The organism is Paenibacillus sp. FSL K6-1566, assembly GCF_038050475.1.
Lineage (GTDB): Bacteria > Bacillota > Bacilli > Paenibacillales > Paenibacillaceae > Paenibacillus_AQ > Paenibacillus_AQ lactis.
On the sequence record NZ_JBBOSR010000001.1, the window covers coordinates 3,284,303 to 3,302,794 of the forward strand.

Genomic DNA, 18,492 nt, shown 5'->3' on the forward strand with positions numbered 1-18,492 from the left:
TGTCCAGGGTGAGGCTCTTGAATTATTTCGGATAGGGATCAAACGCTTCCTTTGGAAACCGCGCTTCGTTTCAATAACGGAAGGAGGAAGAGGACGCCAACAAGGAACAGGATGGAGCTGATCGAGTAGACGGTAACCATGGAGGAGACGCCTTTCAACATGCCGCCCAGCGACATGCCGATGACCATCATGCCCATGAACATCGGGGTGAGAATGCCGCCTACCCGGCCGATAAAGGAGCTGTCGGTATTTTTCAGGATCAGCGTATTGATGCCGATGTGGATGCAAGGGTAGAAAAAACCGTTCACGACTTGAAGCAGCAGCGTTAGCGGGATATGGGTAGAAAAGCCGATCCCGATTGTTCCGATGGCGCTGACGGCGAGTCCAGCGGCCAGTAGAGTTTGAGGGGAAACCTTCTTCGCCAACCACATGACGAATCCACCGCCAACGAGCATAGCCGCACCGTTCGCCGTCAGCAGCCATTGAAGAAACGCTTTGTCCTTCCCCAGATTCTCGATCGTGACGAACAGCAATAAGGGCTGGATCAGGCCTGCCGCCAGCCCGGCGAAGGTAAACGTAGCGCCAAGAGAGCGCAAGGCGGGCCGTTTCCAGACATACTGAAACCCTTCCGTCAACTCTCGTTTAAAATCAGGCTTATGAGATGGCCGGGCATTCTTCTCGTCTCTTGGCAGACGGGATAGGAACAGTGCGGATCCGCTGAATAACACGCCCGTAACGACCAGTGATATTTCGATGCCGTACCGCTGGTAGACGAAAGCTCCGGCGATCGGGCCGATGACCATAAAGAAAGCCACCAACGATTGAAACATCGCCATCAACGATTGAAGCTGCTCCTCCGGCACATGACGTTTAAACAGCTTCATCGTGGAAGGCTGCGAGAATTGGGAGACGACCGCTGAGAAAAAGGTTAGTCCGAGCAAAGCCTGCCATGATCCGAGGTGAACGGCGACCAATACGAGAAATACGGAAAGGGCGGACAGCATATCAGCCCCGAGCATCGTTCGTTTGGGCTGCCAGCGGTCGGCATACGTTCCTCCGATGATCGCAAAGAGGAAGATCGGCGCATATTCCGCAACGGATATCAGCGAGACGTACAGCGGGTCATTTTGGGTCAAATCCGTAACGTACAGCAAAATCGCAAAGTTACGGACCCAAATGCCCAGGTTGAGAAACACCCGCGACAGCAAAATGACGCGGACGTAGGGATTGTTAGACACGGAAATAGGGCTCCTTTCTAGGCTATCGAATGAATCAAGCTAAATAACGTAATCAAACAAACGAATGCGCAGAACGATGTTTAATACATAGACATAATAATGAAATGTCTATAAAATTACAAGCGTTTATTTTTCCGTGTTTATGATGCTGCAGAGGAATAGGCGATTATCGTTCGTGCAGGCTATGTGCAGGAGGTACTGGACTGCCTGCAGCTTCACGCCTAAACGTACAGATAGACGAAATAAGAGCCACGCCCTTGATGATAGGGGGGGCTCTTTGTTTTGTGCTTGTTTATAGGGATGTGCTTCCATCGGAATCCTTGAAATAATCCATCAAGAACTCGCGAAATGTGCGGGCAGCCAGAGACAGATATTGTTTGCTATGCCAGACCAGCCGGTAATCGCGCCTGCATTTCGGTTCCGTGATCGGAATCAGCGTAAGCTTACCGTCCTGAGCGCTTTTGCATCCGTACAATGCAACCCCGATCCCCGCTCGAACCAGGCTGGCAACCGCCGGCGGCTCATCCACCCTGCATACATACTTTGGACGGATTCCCGCTTCACGAAAGTACTCGTCATACATCTTTTGAAAAATAAAATCTTCTTTATATCCAATAAACGATTCTCCGCCCAGCTCGGACAACCGGACACTCGTTTGACCCGCCAGCCGGTGCCCCGCCGGTACCGCTAAATAGATGTCTTCGCTCAGCACGGTAACCTGGGACAAAAAGGGCTGCTCCAGGGCTATTGCAGTAAAGCACATATCGGCCCGCCCGTCTTCCACCAGTTGGATCATTTCATCCGGACTGACCTGGGAGATCTTGAAGTTCACGTCAGGATATCGTCCAATAAATCGGCTGAGCGGATCGGACAGCAGGTCGAGCGTAGAGGTTGCCAAGTGGATGCTTCCATGCTCGAGACCGGCCAGCTCCATTACTTCCTTCTGACCTTCCTCAAGCAGCCGCAGCGCGCGATCCACCTTGTCCAAATATAATTTACCAAATGCATTTAACCGAATCCGTCCGCCGTAGCGATCAAAAAGAGGGACGCCGACATCGGCTTCCAGCCTTGCAATCGTCTTGCTAAGAGCAGGCTGAGCGATGTGCAGCTCCTGTGAGGCCCTCGTCATATGTTCCATTTTGGCTACTGTCTGAAAATAACGCAGCTGGAGCAGCTCCATCTTCATCCCCCTATATACTGAAGTATATGATCAACATGTTAGGATATATATTTCAGTTTATTCCAGAAGCCATATAAAATACAAGTGAAACAGAAGGTCATTCCTCTATTTATCGGGGATTCCATTTAAGTCAGGAGTGTTATGCATGGAGAAACGGTCAATTAAGTCACCCACGGACCGCCTCATGGTCTTAGTGGCCCTCACCCTTGCCGTTACGGTTATGAATGCAACGATGTTCAACATTGTGCTTCCAGAGATTCGGCATGAATTCAAGCTAAGCATGTCAGAGGTCAGTTGGGTGAGCACCACGTATTTGCTGGTGTTTGCGGTCGGCAGCGTAGTGTACGGCAAACTCGCAGATGCTTGTCGGTTAAAATCCCTGATTACGTTTGGATTCATTACCTTTGCGGCGGGCTCGCTTGTCGGGATGCTGTCGGTATCCTATGGCATGGTCATTGCCGGACGGATGCTGCAAGCCGCAGGCGCGGCTGTAATCCCTGCTGTATCAGGAATAATCCCTGTTCGTTATGTTCCGTCATCCACGAGGGGGAGAGCCCTGGGGATTACGATGACGGGCGGCGCTGTCGGCAGCGCCGCAGGCCCGGCGTTGGCAGCCCTGCTGTCGAGCGTTGTGCATTGGCGGCTATTGTTCCTGCTGCCTGTGCTGACCCTGCTGTTATTGCCGCTTTACTACAAATATTTACAGGATGATCAGCAAGGCCGCAAGGTAAGGATGGATTGGCTTGGAGGGGGATTGCTTGCCGGGACGATTGCCATGCTGCTGCTGTTCGTAACGTCGGTGGCACAATGGACATTCATTGGCTTCGTTTTGCTTATGTCGGCTCTGCTCCTGAGAATAACGAGAGCTGAAGAACCTTTTATCAGTCCCCGGCTTTTTTCGAATAGGCGTTATGCGCTGGGCCTGGGTATTGTCTTTATGACAACTGGCATCGGCTACTCGCTGGCATTTCTGACACCGACCCTGCTGTCCGAATTGCATGGGATGGGAGACGGCAAGGCCGGTTGGGTGCTGGTGCCCGCTGCTGTCCTCGCAGCGCTCTTAAGCAAGTCGGGAGGGCGCGCGGTTGATCGCAAGGGCAACAGCTTTCTTTTCTTCTTAGCCTCGACGCTATACATGATCTGCTTCTTGATGATGTCTTCTTTTTCAATGGGTGCGCAGATTCTCATCGCCTTATTCCTAATCTTTGGCACTGTAGGCCAGGCGTTTATGGCGATTTCGCTTACCAAAACCATATCGCTGGCCCTTCCGAAGGATCAAAGCGGTGTTGGCCTGGGGTTGATGTCGATGATGAATTTTGTTTCAGGAGCTGTTTTTGCCAGCCTGTACGGAAGAATGGTGGACCAAGGGATCGGTTCCGCCTGGAACCCTTTGATTGGAGAGAAAAGCGCTGAAGCCAATACCTTCAGCAACATTTATTTGCTGCTGGCCATGCTGATGATGGCGGTCGTCATGATCTATGCAGCAGCGTTCATACGGCGGTCGAAGAAGCTTCACGATGCTTCCTCAACAGGGTGAAAGTCCAGGTGCGGAAAGGGCGAAGGAAGTTATATCTGTCAAAATTAATTTCGTATAAAGGAGAGGTTGTATATGAAAGCCATGGCTGTATCCACTTTCGGTCCTTCGGAAGTCTTAACCCTTATGGAAATGGAGAACCCCTCCGCAGGTCCCGGCACCGTGCGAGTTCGGGTGAAAGCTGCCGGCGTGATGCCCTTTGATTGCCGTGTACGGGAAGGAACGATATCCTATGTCCGTAATAAACCGCTGCCCATCATTCCGGGGAATGAGTTTGCCGGGGTCATTGATCAGGTAGGCGAGGGGGTTGAGGGGTTCGAGGCCGGTATGGAGGTGCTAGGCTTCTCCCTATTCAACAGCTATGCGGAGTATATCGTAGTCAGTGCGGACCAAATCGTAACGAAGCCGCCGTATATGCCGTGGGATATTGCAGGAGGTTTATCCGGCAACGGCCAAGGAGCGCATATGGCTCTGAAGGCGATCGGCATCGGGCATGGCGATACCGTGATCATCCATGGCGCGGCAGGGGGATTCGGCACATGGGCCTGCCAGCTGGCTAAGCGCTGGGGGGCCATGGTCGTCATCGGTACGGCTAGCGAAGCAAACCATGACTATTTGCGTTCACTCGGCGTCATCCCCGTCCATTACGGGGAAGGACTTGTGAAACGGGTACGCGCGATTGCACCCCAGGGCGTAGATGCTGCACTTGATGCCGCAGGAGCCGAGGCGCTTAGGGCTTCGGTAGAGCTTGTTCCGGACAAGAAACGGATACGAACGATGGTAGCGAGCGAGACCGCCGACGAGCTTGGCGTACCTGCGCTGGAAGGCATGCGAAGCGCAGCCAGGCTCCAAGAGCTGACCGATCTGTATGAGGAAGGGGCCGTTCGGATCCATCTCCGACAAACCTATCCGCTAGCATTGGCGCAGGAGGCGCATCGCCTGGTAGAGACCGGCCACGGACGAGGAAAAGTGGTATTAACTTTATAAGCCAAGCTGAGACTTTTACGAATGGAAGCCGCGATGATCGCGGCTTTTTCATGTCTTAAGCCAGTCACTGCCGGAACTGATACCAGACCCAGGCTTCATCATGTATAACCTATCGAATCGGATTTGGCGAATGCCGTACAGCAGCTGGATCAAGCCGGCTTCAGAACGTTTATGGCCGAGCTGCAGGATCAGCTTGACGCGTTCGCAGCAACGAGCAAGTAACACGGGATCCAGAAATCTAATAGCTTTGAGATTTCTTGAATGTTTCAGGGGAAACCCCCTCTAATCGTTTGAAAACCGTGCAAAAATAGCTGGTGTGCTCAAATCCGGCCATGCCGGCAATCTCTTGGATTTTAAGCTGCGGCTCCAAGACCATAAGCTCTTTGCTTAATTGAATGCGCTCCCGATTCACGTATTCCATCGGTCTTAAATTGAAAGCTTTTTTGAACAGCAAGCACAAATATTGCGGGGTGACGCCAGCCTGTTCCGCCAAGAGATCGAGCGTTAGCGGATGCTGACAATATTCCTTAATGTATCGAATGACAGGCTGCAGCCGCTCGAAATGCTGATGCCGGGTATGCTGCTTGGCCTGGATTTGCATGGGGATATCCAGGAGCAGAGCGTAAAGCAGCTTGGAGCATTCCACGCCGGCATGGCTGTCGTTTGAGCCGGCACTCTCAATGATGCTTGAAAAAACCGCCTGCATCTTATCCGGGTCCAGCATCGTATACACGCCCGACTTCGTAATTCCGGCTTGGGCGAGAAGCGGCCCGCATAGACTGCCCTCCAGGGAAATGAACATCAGTTTCCATGGCTCCTGGAGTGCGTGATAGCGGTGCGGAACATCCGGGAACAGGCAGATCGCCTGCCCCGCTTTGGCGGAATAAACGCTGTCGTCTGTATAGAGAGCTCCTTCACCCGACAAGATCATGAGCCACTGGTAGGATGCGAAGCCGTCAGGCCTATGAACGGGCTCCTGGTGGTTCCATTGTCCCGCTGACGTAAGATACACGGGAAGACGTCTGTCCGATTCACTCAGATGGCAGAAATGGATAATATCCATAGAAGTCTGCACCTCGGTTTCAAATATTTAAATCATGCTGAATATCGTTTAATGGAAAAAAGAAAATTCATCACTCTATAATGTGAATATAATTATAACAGAAATGGAGTGAACGGAATTTGGGAAAGACGAAGTGGATCTACAGCCCGCCAGCGAACGGTTATCCCGAATGGAATAATAACCCTGAAATTTATCAATTGAACCGTATGGATGCCCATGCCACGCTCATTACATATGACACTTTGGAGGAAGCTATCGAAGGTAGGTTCGAGGATTCCCGAAACTATTTGAGTTTAAACGGCTCATGGCAATTCGCTTGGGCGGAAAATCCGGAGAAGCGGATCAAGGATTTCTACAAACGAGATTATGATGCGTCGAACTGGAAAGAGATTACCGTCCCCGGGCATTGGCAGCTTCAAGGCTATGATTACCCACAATATACGAACGTCCGTTATCCCTGGGTCGAGCAGGAGAATTTGAAACCGCCTTACGCGCCGACGAAATACAATCCCGTCGGTTCCTATATAAAAACGTTCGCAGTTCCGGACGACTGGAGCGGCCAACCTGTTTTTATCAGCTTTCAAGGCGTTGAATCGGCATTTTATGTTTGGCTGAACGGAGAGATGGTTGGATACAGCGAGGATTCCTTTACGCCAGCTGAATTTGATCTTACCCCTTACCTGGTGCAGGGCGAGAATAAGCTCGCCGTCGAGGTATATCGCTGGAGTGATGCCAGCTGGCTGGAGGATCAGGATTTCTGGAGAATGAGCGGCATATTCAGGGATGTGTACCTTTACACGGCGTCGGATGCCCATATTTACGATTTTAAAGCGCTCCCTGAGCTGGATGACGATTATAAGAATGCTTCTCTGAACGTTGCCGTGCGAATCAACAATTATAGCGAACAGCATCAAGGGGAATTGGCGCTGGAAATGCAGCTGTTTGACGAGCATCGGCAGCCGGTGTGGAGCAATGCCGTATCGGAAGGCTTCACGCTCGGCACCGACAAGGCGCAGACGATCACTTTGCCTGGCCAGGTCGATTCTCCAAAGCTATGGAGCGCGGAATATCCGAATTTGTATACGCTGGTCGTTTGTTTGAAAAATGAACGAAACGAGCCCGTTCAATACGTAAGCTGCAAAGTAGGCTTTCGCCGGTTTGAGATTCAAGACGGGCTGATGAAAATTAACGGACAGACGGTGGAATTCAAGGGCGTCAACCGCCATGAATCTTCTCCGCTGAAGGGCCGCGCGATCGGCGTCGAAGAGATGCTGACGGATATCAAGCTGATGAAAGAACATAACATCAATGCGGTCCGGACCTCCCATTATCCGAACCATCCGAAATGGTACGATCTTTGCGATGAGTACGGCTTATACGTCATTGACGAGGTGAATCTTGAAACCCACGGAACTTGGCGCTACGGACAGAAAGAGGAAGAGGATACGATCCCCGGAAGCAAGCCGGAATGGCTAGGCAACGTGCTGGACCGCTCCAAGTCGATGTATGAACGGGATAAAAATCATCCGTCGATCGTGATCTGGTCGCTAGGCAACGAATCGTTCGGCGGAGACAATTTCCTTCATATGTACCGTTACTTCAAAGATAATGACCCGTCCCGCATCGTGCACTACGAGGGCGTGTTCCACGATCGCCGGTCGGATGCGGCATCTGATATCGAAAGCCATATGTATACGAAGCTCGATTATATTGAGAGCTATGCCCGAAACAACCCGCCCAAACCGTTCATCCTGTGCGAGTACAGCCATGCTATGGGCAACTCCTGCGGCGGGTTAAGCGCCTACTGGGAGCTGTTCGACCGGTATCCGGTGCTTCAGGGAGGGTTTATCTGGGATTGGATCGATCAATCCATTCTTACCCGCAACCAAGACGGCGAGGAGTACTTGGCTTATGGCGGAGATTTCGGCGAATCGCCGCATGACGGCACCTTCTGCGGCAATGGCCTCATCTTTGCGGATCGAACCGTGTCGCCGAAGATCGCTGAAGTAAAAAAATGCTATCAAAGCGTCCGATTTGATGGAAGCAAGCTATCGGATGGCCGCTTGAGCATAACGAACAAGTATCTGTTTACGGATCTTTCGGAATTTGATTTTGTATGGAATCTCATGCGTAACGGCGATCCAGTCGCGGAAGGCGAACGCGTTTTTCCTTGCGCGCCGGGCGACGTCATCCAAGTCGATGTCACGGACATCCTGAAGCATACGGAAGCTGGATCGGCCGGTGATGAATTTATCGCAACCTTCGGATTTCAGTTGAAAGAAGGCACGACATGGGCTGAACGAGGGCATGAGGTTGCCTTCGGACAGTTTGTGCTTCCGGCCGTTCAGAAGACTCGAGTGAACCCGATTCCTGCCGGGAAGCCGGTACAGCTGGACGTGAAACAGGATCAGGTTACCGTAAAAGGGGAGGAGTTTGCGGTTGTTTTTGATAAAATCACGGGGGAACTGGTTTCTTACGCAGCCGCAGGCGTAGAGCTTATCGCTGTGCCGCTCCGTCCGAACTTCTGGCGGGCCATGGTGGATAATGACCGCGGGAACAATCTGGAGGAGCGCAGCGGAATATGGCGCGCAGCCAGCATGGAGCGGAGGCTGCTCGAGTTCTCCTATCGTGCAGCTCCGGCTTCGGCAGATGTCAGGGTTCGCTATGCATTGCCGACCGTACCGGAGTCCAGCTGTACCTTGGAATACAGCATTCAAGGCGACGGAACGATGGATGTGCGGATGCGGCTCACACCCGGCGAGGGCTTGCCGGAAATCCCGGAAGTCGGCTTGCTGTTTGCAATGGAAGGCTCGTTCGATCTAATCAAGTGGTACGGAAAGGGCCCGTTTGAGAATTATTCCGACCGGAACAGCGGAACGAAGATCGGTAAATATGAAGGACTCGTCAAAGATCAATGGGTTCCATATTTGCGGCCGCAGGAATGCGGAAACAAGACGGAAGTTCGATGGGCATCGGTGGAGAACAAAGCCGGAACGGGCTTCTTGTTCGAAGGTAACACCAGGTTTGAATTTAATGCGCTGCCGTATACGCCGTCCGAAATCGAGGCGAGCGATCATGCCTATAAGCTGTCGGCTTCCGACAAAACCGTTATCCGGCTCATGGCGAAGCAAATGGGCGTCGGCGGTGACGACAGCTGGGGAGCAAAGCCTCATCCGGAGCATATCCTGTACGCGAACCGGGAATACAGCCTGGCACTAACATTAAAAGCGTTCGGAAAGTAATTTGAAGTTTTAAAAAAAGGAACGACCGAAGAACCACCGAGCCATAAAAATAAGAAGCGACCGTTTCCCGCTTAGGAGAAACGGTCGTTTCCTTATTGGATGGTGGGAGTGGAGACAAGAGAAGAGCTTGCCGGTTGCCCCGCTGACGTAAGGTTTCACCATGGTTGACAGACTCGTGCACGAATACTCAATTCATCGGCGATCTGCTCCACCGTCTTCGATTGTTCTTGCACATACTTTACGGTTTCACGTTTAAATGTCTCGTTATAATGTTGTCTATGGCCACTCATTTTTTGGACACCTTCTCGTCTCCTTTGTTTCATTATCGTTTTATCACTAAGGGGTGTCTACTTTCTATTCTAGCTGCAAAAAGGGACTTGTACGAGCGAACCGGGCTCCACACGCGCCGCAGCAAGTCCCCAGAAAGGACTTGTATCGTTAACGTTACTTTCAACATCCATATCCGAGTTACTTTACGCCCTATTGACCAGTTTGGTATCGGACGCAGCTTGGGGATGAGCGAAAGGCTGTTATCCTTCCACATCCCCTGTTTCTTCGCTCTTAACTTGTTCATCTCCTCTAATAGAGATATAATGGACGAGGGTATTTGTTGAATACCGGCTACAGATTCAATGATGAAAGAGAGCGGAAAAGTATGGGCCGTAAATGGAATAATATTAAAGAGAAAAAAGCATCCAAGGATGCGAATACAAGTCGCGTGTATGCGAAGTTCGGCGTTGAAATTTATGTCGCCGCGAAGAAGGGTGAGCCGGATCCGGAATCCAACCGTGCACTGAAGGTCGTTCTGGAGCGTGCCAAAACATATAACGTGCCGAAAGCCATCATTGACCGTGCGCTCGAGAAAGCCAAAGGCAGCGGCGATGAGAACTATGAAGAGCTTCGTTATGAAGGCTTCGGGCCGAATGGCTCCATGATTATTGTCGATGCGCTGACGAACAATGTGAATCGTACAGCTTCCGCTGTACGGGCAGCGTTTAATAAAAACGGCGGCAATATGGGTGTCAGCGGATCGGTTACGTATATGTTCGATGAGACAGCCGTATTCGGCGTAGAGGGCAAAACTTCCGAGGAGGTTATGGATCTTCTGCTCGAAGCGGACCTGGATGTCCGTGACATTATCGAAGAGGATCAGGCTGTTATTGTTTATGCAGAGCCGGATCAATTCCATGCGGTTCAGGAAGCGTTCAAGAATGCAGGAGTAACCGAGTTTACCGTCGCCGAGCTGACAATGCTGGCGCAAAATTTCGTCACCCTGCCGGAGGACGGAGTTGCCCAGTTCGAGAAGCTGATCGATGCGTTGGAAGACCTCGAGGACGTGCAGCAGGTGTATCATAACGTGGAGTTTGAAGATTAGGATACAAGAATCCTTTAAATTCAGTGTTTAGAAGCTCCTACTGCTGATTCAAATATGGGTAGATATCCGAATTTCACTGTTTTCCTCAATCAGCGATGGTATACATTATGTTGATTGAAGAAATTTATGATGATGAACGTTTTTCTAGAAGTACTCATTATTTTAACTCACTTTTTGTATGAAATAACTATACAAGGAGTGAGTTTTTTATGTTATTAGAGGATGTTTACAAAGAGTTTCTATTTGATTTGGAGATCAAGAATTATAGTATCCGAACTATAAAAGGATATAGAAATAATAACAGAGCATTCTTAAATTTTTTGATTAATGAATTTGAAGTGACTGAAGTGGAAGAAGTTAATACTTCCCATATCAAAGCCTATCTTAGGAACTTAAAAGACAAAGGTTTATCTGAAACCTATATCAATGGAATACAAAAAAACATTCGTTCGTTTTTCCGTTTCAATGTAGAAGAAGGATATGTTGCTGAAAAAAGAAATCCTGTTCTAGGTTTGAAGTGGATGAAGGAACCAAAGGTTCTAATTCAGACTTTCAATGATGATGAAGTGAAAAGGATGCTTAACGTTTTTAAAGGGGATTACTATTTAAGTTTACGAAATAAGCTAATTCTGATGTTCTTTGTGGACTTAGGAATCAGAAATTTGGAATTATGTACGCTTAGTTCTCTTGATGTAAGAGATAGTGTTATAAAGATTCATGGAAAAGGGAATAAGGAAAGACATTTATACATTTCACCTCTTTTGAAAAAGTACATTATTAAATACGAGAGAGTAAAAGAGGCATATTTTAAAGATAAAATCATGACTGATTCCAATTTTTTTCTATCCCAAAATGGTAAAACTCTTACTGTAGTTGCAATTGAGGTAATAGTCAAAAAAGCTGGAGTGGAGGCTAAGGTTCGAGAACACATTCGTTGCAGTCCTCATACACTGAGACATTACTATGCTCAAAAACAATTAAGATTAGGGTTAGATGTTTACAGTCTTAGCAGATTATTAGTGTTATTGCTAACGCATAATGTCCGGAGATTGATGGTGTAAGTTATCCTGCTATTGACGGTTAATCTGACCGCATCCGGATATACGAGAGGGAGAATTATGATAATTCTCCCTGAATGACGCGCTTAACCATATGATCGTCGATAATGCGGTGTTTGTTCTGTGCGCCGTAGAGCATGCAATGAGTACATACTTTGTTAATTAGCCTAGCTGCTCCGCCAGAGTAACGATAGATGTCGTCAATAGCTCCGTCAGTGAAGATGTCTCGTTCCGCACCGGCATAAGTCATGTGTCTCTCGATGTAGGCTCCTGTTTGGGCCCGGTCATAATGCGGAAGTTTGCATTGAAGATCGATGCGTTGACGAATCGCAGCGTAGGCTTGTAGGTTAATGCGATCCCACAATTCACTTTGCCCGACGAGGATGAGGGCCATTGGGCTTTGAGCATCCATCTTGAAATTTAGTAGAAAGCGAACTTCCTCCAGCATCTCTCGGTCCAAAAGATGACTTTCATCCACGACCACGACGGGCTGCAGTCCATGAATTCCCCGCATGAGCTCGATCTCTCGATGCAGCTGACGTTTCGCATCCCCGCGATAAAACTTCGATTCACAACCGAGTTGTTCCAGCAGCCCCTTGTAGAAGTGCCGCGGTGTCAGTTTTGAATCCGACAGATAGAGCACCTTGAACTTCGCAGGATCCAGTTCTTCGGCAAACCGCCGAATCGTTGTTGTCTTTCCGGTTCCGCAGTCACCGGTCACGACCGCAAACCATTGCCGTTCTGCCGCATATTCTAGCCGCCCCAGCGTCTCCTCCAAAATTTCCGACTCATATAACTCACTAGGCAGAATGTCCCTGGAGAACGGTGAACGGCTAAGCTCATAGAATGCCTCAAACATTGCCATTCACCTTGCCTTTCTTACGGAAGCTGATGGCCGGCACTTGCTCAGCGCGGCGCCCGCGACTTTGTACTTCAGCAACGCTTAACAGCCGCGATGAATCTGCCGGCAGCGGCTGAAGTTGATCCGGCAGTGGAGGACGTTTCCCGACACGTTCCCCGATTACGAGTTCCTTTACCTTCCATGGTTCGTGACCTTCGTACTCGATCACGAGCTCGGTGATGTCCGCCGGGTCATACACGACATCCACGGTACATCCGATGAACGGAAGCCCCACTTCATATTTACGCTCCAAGAAGCTGATGCACCCGGTTTTGTCGACTTTGCGGGTTTCGCAATGAAGGAATGCATTGGCGAGTATCTCTAGTTCCACAAACCGAAGCGCCTTCTTGTCACTTCGAAAGGCGGTTTCAGGGCTTCGTTTGTCAAGTGCTGAATGCGGCTTGTTCTGGTAGCATTCCGAAAGCCAAACTTCGAACAATTCATTCAGGCGGTCAAGCGTCTTTGGTTTTTCAAGTGCTGCTTCGCTAAGGAAAGAATCTACCACCCGGTTGAAGCGTTCAACTTTCCCGGTTGATTCGGGCGAGTATGGCCTAGCAAACAGAAGGCGAATGCCGAGCTTGGAGCACGTTCGCGTCATCCACTTAGTTCGATACTGCTTCCCGTTGTCGAAGTACACGGCTTCCGGAACACCGTACTTCTGAATGGCCTTTCGGAAGCTGTCTTCAATGATCGTCTTGTCCATGACCGGGTAAAACTCACCGTGCAGGACAAACCTCGTCGCGTCGTCGATAAAGGTAACGAGAAACACTTGTTTCATCGCTCCGTCCGGTCCAATGGGCAGATACGGACCGTACTTTATGTCCGAGTGCCATAGACGATTGCGGTGTGGCTGTTGGAATCGTCGAGCCGCTACACCTGAGTTTGCATACATTCGCATATGCCTTGTGCTATAACCACGTTCAGTGAGCTTCTCTTGAAGCGTGCTCCGTTTGATTTGACCTGGCTTAACGCGGCCTTCCCATTCCAAGATCTGAATGATCTGGGCAACACTGCGACTTGGCACTTCCCGCCGCAGCAAGATCGCTTGCTCCAAGACCTCCGGTGGAATGGCGGGGGCTGTGGGTTGTTTTCCTTTGCTCTTCGGCTTTAATCCGCCAAAGCCATCTTGCCGGTAGGCTGCTAAATACCGCCGCAGCGTTCTCTCCGATATTCCGATTTGCTCGCAAATTCTTTGCTTGATTTCCCTCGCCTTTGCCGGGTCGAGCCCTTCCGTAAGCAACGGGGCAAGGAGCTGCACACGATCCGCAGCGATCTGTTCCGCTTTCTTCTGATCTTTCATCCGTTTACACCTCTTTTGGTAGATTCGTTTACGAGTCTATCTCAGAGGGCTTCGGACAAGAATGCAGAACGGGTATGTACCCACAATTTTGAATTCACAACAGGTCGGACAACTCTTGCTAGCCATCCATCGGCATCTCCGACATAACGTCCGAATCTATGGTGTGCAGTTTGTGAAGGTGCGGACGGTTCCTTCACAACATCTAGATGAAAGCGAATGGCGATGGACTCTAGGCACCCTAACCAGTAGGTAGCCATTGAGCAAAGCCAAGTCCGCCAACGGTACAGTGTGGAGTTGTCTGCGGCAACATCTACTTCCGTGGGTTCAGACGCAATGACATTCTCCACACATTCTGATTCGTAACGCTTGTAAGGCACAATGCAGTCCGGTAACTCATGATGAATCTTCCGGCAAGCCGTACAACGTAGTCTTCGGATGACCAAGACGCTCTTTTCTCCCGTAGCATGTACAAGCTTCCGTTTTCGGCTCCCGATCACCGTCAAACTCGCAATGCAACAAGGACTAGGAACAATTTCTGCACACCTAACAAAAAACGCCGGGGATCTTCTCAACCAGCTCGTAATTTGATACAATGATCATACGTTTTGTGAGGGGATGTCTCCAGTGAGCTTGCGCGAACAGGCTCACGCTATATGGAGGCATCCTTTTCCTTTTCTGTGATACGGACATTATATTCGTCAATCCCCGGACAGGCAACACCGTCAGCTTTCGGGCATTATGCTTCAGCGTAAACATTATTAGGACATGAGTCGACTGTAATCACTAATCGTTATCTACAGTCAATTCAAGATGAACAGATAATTGAGTTGGCAAAAACAACAAGCCCGTTAATGAACTTATAGAGTTTGCATTATATTCTCATTGAAATAATTGAATGTTTAAGAAGAGAATCAATTAAAATTTTCGTTACAAAATGGAGGCGCTATGATAGCGATGGTTATTGAGTAGCGTGTGAAAGATAGAGAAGTTCCAAAACATCCAAATTAGATACGAAAGTCCCATTTTTTGGTTTTATATTGGAATAAACAGTTAAATACTCCTATTGTATGTTTGTCTCAAAAATTGTAAATTGATGTACATACTAACAACTGGAGGTTTCAAATGAAGAAAATAGCAGTCACTTTGACATCTTTACTTTTAGCTTTCTCTATCGGCGGAAGTGCAATATCTTTTGCAGATGCAGGAAATGAGCAACTCCCGACACAAGAGCAGATTCAACAAGCTGAGGAAACGCAAAAAATAACAGACCAAATTTACGAGAATGCTTATAAAAAAGCAGAAGAAGAGATTGAGAAAGAAAAAACGAGAAAAAGCATTAGTTTGAATATAGACAATGCAGTCATAGATGAAAAGGCAATTTATGATAAGTATCGGGAAGCAGCTAAAGAGGAGAACAAAAAGTTTCTTTTAGAGAATGGATGGAGCGAAGTATCGGAAACTGAAAATGTTGTTACTCCGCTCTCAACTCCTTCTCAGTTGGCAATGACGGACGAAACTATCTTGTATAACTCCAGTACAAAACAATATCAATTTTCAGGAGAGTTTAACTTCACGGACCTCACTGGATGGGATAATTATGCTGATACTTACGATGTTTTAGCCATTAGAAGCAATAATCAGATTGGCATAGTGAAATCATACGCAACTACTACTAAAGTTGAAGCGCGTTATTGTGGTAGCGTTACTGCGGCAAATAGGATATCATATAAAGAGAGTCAATCTGGATACGATAACAATGGAGTTCCTATTGCCAATTCTAAAGTAACTAAGCAAAAAGAAACTGCGAATGGAGTTATCTGGACAATTGATGATACTAATGCTTACTCATCTAGTATTCCTTGGTCTTGTGGAAGTGCTGCAGACAAGTCGATATTAATTAGAAGTTATGATACGGATCATGGTAGAGCAACGCTATACTTTACTAAAATAGGCTCAGCTTCTACAAACAAAGTTTTTCTCGACTTCGAACACAACTGGAAAACTCATAAACTTGATGCTTCTGCAACAATCTCAGGAACAGGTTTAAAAGATACTCAACTTACTGTCACATATAAATCGGTTAATAATCGTTACCCTCGTACTAGCACAGGCAGAGCATATTAAAAGGAATCGGGCGTCTATATATGCGCCTTTTCATCAAGGAGATTGACATCAAATGAAAATTCAACTTAAATTCACTTTACTGGTGTGTCTGTTAATCTCTATCCTTTCTGGTTGCACAAAAGCACCAGATAGCCCTGCTCTAGAGAATCAGTTAAAAAGTGTACTAGAGAAAGCAAGTATTAGCTTTGACAAAATATTGCATTACGAAGTAGTAGATAATGGAATTGTTGTTTTTTACACTCATGATGACAGTCTTAATGAGAGCTATATTGAATATAACTCAGGGAAATGGAAATTGGTTAATAGTAGTGGAAGTGCCTCTTTAGTTGATAAAGATATTCCAATTTCTTACGTTTGGGACTATTCAGAAACAGTACCGTTTAGGATTGTTTATGGATCAATTAATCAAGGAGATATAGAACAGATTAAGGTAAATGGAGAAGTAACAAATAAAATTACCTTAAGTGATGGTCTAACTTTCTGGTACCTCATATTAGAAGAACCCTACTCTGCGGACAGTAAACTCGAGGCCTTTTCAGCTAATGGTGATCTAATATACGAAAAAAAGTAAAAAGTTTAATCTCTAAAATTTACCACCTCCTTATCGTTTAGCAAAACGCTATAATTCGATAAGGAGGCGTTTTTATGTTTATTGAACCGATGTTACTCGCAACAGCAAAAACCCCGTTCTCGGACTTGCACTATATATTCGAACCTAAAATAGATGGTCACCGCTTGATCTACTCGCAGCAGAACGGTACCGTTCGCCTATACACTCGAAATAACAACGATTGTACGCGTCAATATCCCGAAATAAACGGCTCAATTAATGCTCTGTTTCCACATGACATAGTTTTGGACGGCGAAGTTGCATGCGTTGATCCAGCAAAGGCATCTCCGAATTCGAATCCGTTATGACGCGCTTCCAGGCGAACAAGGCGGATAAAATCGCTGCATTAACTGCAACTCTACCATCCACTTTCGTCATATTTGACGTATGGGGCCGATTACTCTTGATTCTGATGAACGATAATCACTTCGGCAGCCGTAATTGGCGGCAGCGATTTCGTCATTACCGGCGAATGATAAGCCGTAATTTTGGTACCAGGTGCAAGCTCTGCATCCGGGCCAAGTCCCGCAATAATCTGTGTATCCTTCGAAATGTTCAGGATCACGTCATTGTCGGTGGAGGAATCCGATCCCACATTGATATAGAGCTGTTCCTTCGAATTGCGCTCCGATTCGGCGACGGTTCCTTCAATCTTCGGAGCCTTCGTATCGGATACCACAATCTTGTCGGCATGGGTCCGGGCAGGATAAATCAGCGTCATCACCTGGGAGTACAATGCCTCAATGCGCACGCCTTCCTTCAAAACGTCACGGCTGAGCGCAGCCCCGTTCTTGTCTACAATCTCTGTCTTTTCATCCACCGTTAAGATGACGTAGTTGACGCCGCCGGTTTCAAGAGCCTGACCAATGACGGTGATTTTGCCATCTGTCGTGTCGGTTATGATGCCGGTCGTTCCCGCAGGCTGGTCAAGATCAGGCAGTTCTGCAGCTTCGGTGTTAACCAGGATATAGTTGGTTGTCGATTGCGGAGGAAGACTCATGGCAACGGCCGGGCCATAGAAAGACTTCACCTGCATGCCGGCTTTAAGCTCGCTTTCCTTCAGGGTATTTCCGTTCTGGTCAATGATTTTAGCTTTCGGATCCAGATGGAGCAATATGGTCTCCTCATCGGATGTGTAGAGGTTGCGTCCTTCCACAAGAATACCGGCCTTGCTGATTTCAGAGATTGTACCGTCAATCGCCGCGAAGTCTCTGTCCAGCGCGATGATGGTCAATGCTTGACCTTGTGCGGGCAGGCTCTTGGTGATATTCGGGCTGTAAAATGCTTTGATCGCTTTGTTCTTGTCGACGATTGACTGCAGTTGTACTTTATTGCCTTTGGCATCGATGACCTTCGTATCTTGGTTCACCGACAATCGGATCTCGCTCTGATCGGTAGGTCCGAGCCCGTGTCCGGTTACCGTAATCCATTTTCCATTGCTGTCATTTACATAATCGGTGATATAACCCATCGTTCCGGGCACAACCTTCACTTGCTGTTGTACGTTTCCTTGACCGGAAGTTATCGGGGCGGGAGACACTGCTTGCGCATTAACAACCGGCATGGCTGCCATCGCAAGAAGTGTTGTCGTTGCTAGTACTTTGTAAATTTTGTTCATTACGGGTCTCCTCCATTATTATGTAGATTGTCCTAACGCGATAGGAAGTAACCAGGCACGATTTTCTTGGTAAAATGTGCTGGATTCATAGTCATAGACGGCAAATAAATGCAAAGGTTGCAGTCCGCTAAAAAAACGGAAAACGAAATTCCTCATCTTTTTGTTTATGTGATTAGGACGGCCTCATGCCAATTGAAAAACTTCCGGTTTACAAATCGGCTTGCTATAGGATATAAGATATCTAATTGATTATGGAGCTGTT

16 protein-coding genes are annotated in these 18,492 nt (G+C 48.2%); 9 read left to right on the forward strand and 7 right to left on the reverse strand.

Annotated features, from left to right (window positions below):
* Nucleotides 1-38 precede the first annotated feature (38 nt).
* The gene (locus NST08_RS14430) at nt 39-1,238 is read right to left on the reverse strand and encodes an MFS transporter (RefSeq protein ID WP_341341907.1); all 1,200 of its coding nucleotides are present in this window, start codon (nt 1,236-1,238) and stop codon (nt 39-41) included.
* Nucleotides 1,239-1,530: 292 nt separating this feature from the next.
* Complete coding sequence (locus tag NST08_RS14435; protein WP_251534545.1) at nt 1,531-2,418, reverse strand: LysR family transcriptional regulator; 888 nt, start codon at nt 2,416-2,418, stop codon at nt 1,531-1,533.
* Between the two features lie 145 nt (nt 2,419-2,563).
* Between NST08_RS14435 and NST08_RS14440 the strand changes: the two genes are divergently transcribed.
* From NST08_RS14440 to NST08_RS14450, 3 genes are all read left to right on the forward strand, one after another.
* Nucleotides 2,564-3,955 (forward strand): MFS transporter, encoded by a 1,392-nt coding sequence (locus NST08_RS14440; protein WP_341341908.1) that lies wholly within the window; start codon nt 2,564-2,566, stop codon nt 3,953-3,955.
* A 72-nt stretch (nt 3,956-4,027) separates the two neighbouring features.
* Nucleotides 4,028-4,939, forward strand: coding sequence for an NADP-dependent oxidoreductase (locus NST08_RS14445; RefSeq protein ID WP_341341909.1), 912 nt, complete (start codon nt 4,028-4,030; stop codon nt 4,937-4,939).
* Nucleotides 4,940-5,062: 123 nt separating this feature from the next.
* Nucleotides 5,063-5,161, forward strand: coding sequence for a hypothetical protein (locus NST08_RS14450; RefSeq protein WP_341033225.1), 99 nt, complete (start codon nt 5,063-5,065; stop codon nt 5,159-5,161).
* A 16-nt stretch (nt 5,162-5,177) separates the two neighbouring features.
* On the opposite strand, the gene NST08_RS14455 is transcribed toward NST08_RS14450, so the two are convergent.
* Nucleotides 5,178-6,002: an AraC family transcriptional regulator gene (locus NST08_RS14455; RefSeq protein ID WP_341033226.1), complete on the reverse strand. Its 825-nt coding sequence runs from the start codon at nt 6,000-6,002 to the stop codon at nt 5,178-5,180.
* A gap of 119 nt (nt 6,003-6,121) precedes the next feature.
* Here NST08_RS14455 and NST08_RS14460 point away from each other — a divergent pair, with 119 nt between their 5' ends.
* From NST08_RS14460 to NST08_RS14470, 3 genes are all read left to right on the forward strand, one after another.
* A complete protein-coding gene (locus tag NST08_RS14460; protein ID WP_341341910.1) occupies nt 6,122-9,244 on the forward strand; it encodes a glycoside hydrolase family 2 TIM barrel-domain containing protein in 3,123 nt (1,040 codons plus the stop codon).
* A gap of 655 nt (nt 9,245-9,899) precedes the next feature.
* On the forward strand, nt 9,900-10,619 hold the full coding sequence (locus NST08_RS14465; protein ID WP_028407082.1) for a YebC/PmpR family DNA-binding transcriptional regulator: 720 nt from the start codon (nt 9,900-9,902) through the stop codon (nt 10,617-10,619).
* A 209-nt stretch (nt 10,620-10,828) separates the two neighbouring features.
* On the forward strand, nt 10,829-11,680 hold the full coding sequence (locus NST08_RS14470; protein WP_341341911.1) for a tyrosine-type recombinase/integrase: 852 nt from the start codon (nt 10,829-10,831) through the stop codon (nt 11,678-11,680).
* Nucleotides 11,681-11,735: 55 nt separating this feature from the next.
* Here the strand turns inward: NST08_RS14470 and NST08_RS14475 are convergent, their stop codons facing one another.
* The 3 genes from NST08_RS14475 to NST08_RS14485 are packed head-to-tail and all read right to left on the reverse strand — an operon-like array spanning nt 11,736 to nt 14,471.
* Nucleotides 11,736-12,536 carry an ExeA family protein gene (locus NST08_RS14475; protein ID WP_251537695.1) on the reverse strand — a complete coding sequence of 267 codons (801 nt, stop codon included), beginning with the start codon at nt 12,534-12,536 and terminating at the stop codon, nt 11,736-11,738.
* Entirely contained in the window at nt 12,529-13,878 is a 1,350-nt protein-coding gene (locus tag NST08_RS14480) for a DDE-type integrase/transposase/recombinase (RefSeq protein WP_251537694.1), read from the reverse strand. Before NST08_RS14480 ends, NST08_RS14475 begins: the two co-directional genes overlap by 8 nt.
* A 41-nt stretch (nt 13,879-13,919) precedes the next feature.
* Complete coding sequence (locus tag NST08_RS14485) at nt 13,920-14,471, reverse strand: DUF6431 domain-containing protein (RefSeq protein WP_341341391.1); 552 nt, start codon at nt 14,469-14,471, stop codon at nt 13,920-13,922.
* A gap of 529 nt (nt 14,472-15,000) precedes the next feature.
* Between NST08_RS14485 and NST08_RS14490 the strand changes: the two genes are divergently transcribed.
* The 3 genes from NST08_RS14490 (at nt 15,001) to NST08_RS14500 (ending at nt 16,920) form a co-directional block, all read left to right on the forward strand.
* Nucleotides 15,001-16,002 carry a hypothetical protein gene (locus NST08_RS14490; protein ID WP_341341912.1) on the forward strand — a complete coding sequence of 334 codons (1,002 nt, stop codon included), beginning with the start codon at nt 15,001-15,003 and terminating at the stop codon, nt 16,000-16,002.
* A gap of 52 nt (nt 16,003-16,054) precedes the next feature.
* Nucleotides 16,055-16,573, forward strand: coding sequence for a hypothetical protein (locus tag NST08_RS14495; RefSeq protein ID WP_210095190.1), 519 nt, complete (start codon nt 16,055-16,057; stop codon nt 16,571-16,573).
* A 74-nt stretch (nt 16,574-16,647) separates the two neighbouring features.
* On the forward strand, nt 16,648-16,920 hold the full coding sequence (locus NST08_RS14500; RefSeq protein ID WP_007130126.1) for an ATP-dependent DNA ligase: 273 nt from the start codon (nt 16,648-16,650) through the stop codon (nt 16,918-16,920).
* An 89-nt stretch (nt 16,921-17,009) separates the two neighbouring features.
* Here NST08_RS14500 and NST08_RS14505 read toward each other — a convergent pair whose 3' ends face one another.
* Nucleotides 17,010-18,230, reverse strand: a complete 1,221-nt coding sequence (locus NST08_RS14505) for a peptidase (RefSeq protein ID WP_341341913.1) — start codon at nt 18,228-18,230, stop codon at nt 17,010-17,012.
* Nucleotides 18,231-18,492: the final 262 nt, after the last annotated feature.

Excerpts from the sequence above, each read along its gene's own strand:
- NST08_RS14440 (WP_341341908.1), top strand. The coding sequence starts at position 2,564 with ATGGAGAAACGGTCAATTAAGTCACCCACGGACCGCCTCATGGTCTTA.
- NST08_RS14445 (WP_341341909.1), top strand. The coding sequence starts at position 4,028 with ATGAAAGCCATGGCTGTATCCACTTTCGGTCCTTCGGAAGTCTTAACC.
- NST08_RS14475 (WP_251537695.1), bottom strand. The coding sequence starts at position 12,536 with ATGTTTGAGGCATTCTATGAGCTTAGCCGTTCACCGTTCTCCAGGGAC.
- NST08_RS14480 (WP_251537694.1), bottom strand. The coding sequence starts at position 13,878 with ATGAAAGATCAGAAGAAAGCGGAACAGATCGCTGCGGATCGTGTGCAG.
- NST08_RS14505 (WP_341341913.1), bottom strand. The coding sequence starts at position 18,230 with ATGAACAAAATTTACAAAGTACTAGCAACGACAACACTTCTTGCGATG.
- NST08_RS14470 (WP_341341911.1), top strand. The coding sequence starts at position 10,829 with ATGTTATTAGAGGATGTTTACAAAGAGTTTCTATTTGATTTGGAGATC.
- NST08_RS14455 (WP_341033226.1), bottom strand. The coding sequence starts at position 6,002 with ATGGATATTATCCATTTCTGCCATCTGAGTGAATCGGACAGACGTCTT.
- NST08_RS14490 (WP_341341912.1), top strand. The coding sequence starts at position 15,001 with ATGAAGAAAATAGCAGTCACTTTGACATCTTTACTTTTAGCTTTCTCT.
- NST08_RS14435 (WP_251534545.1), bottom strand. The coding sequence starts at position 2,418 with ATGGAGCTGCTCCAGCTGCGTTATTTTCAGACAGTAGCCAAAATGGAA.
- NST08_RS14500 (WP_007130126.1), top strand. The coding sequence starts at position 16,648 with ATGTTTATTGAACCGATGTTACTCGCAACAGCAAAAACCCCGTTCTCG.
- NST08_RS14495 (WP_210095190.1), top strand. The coding sequence starts at position 16,055 with ATGAAAATTCAACTTAAATTCACTTTACTGGTGTGTCTGTTAATCTCT.
- NST08_RS14465 (WP_028407082.1), top strand. The coding sequence starts at position 9,900 with ATGGGCCGTAAATGGAATAATATTAAAGAGAAAAAAGCATCCAAGGAT.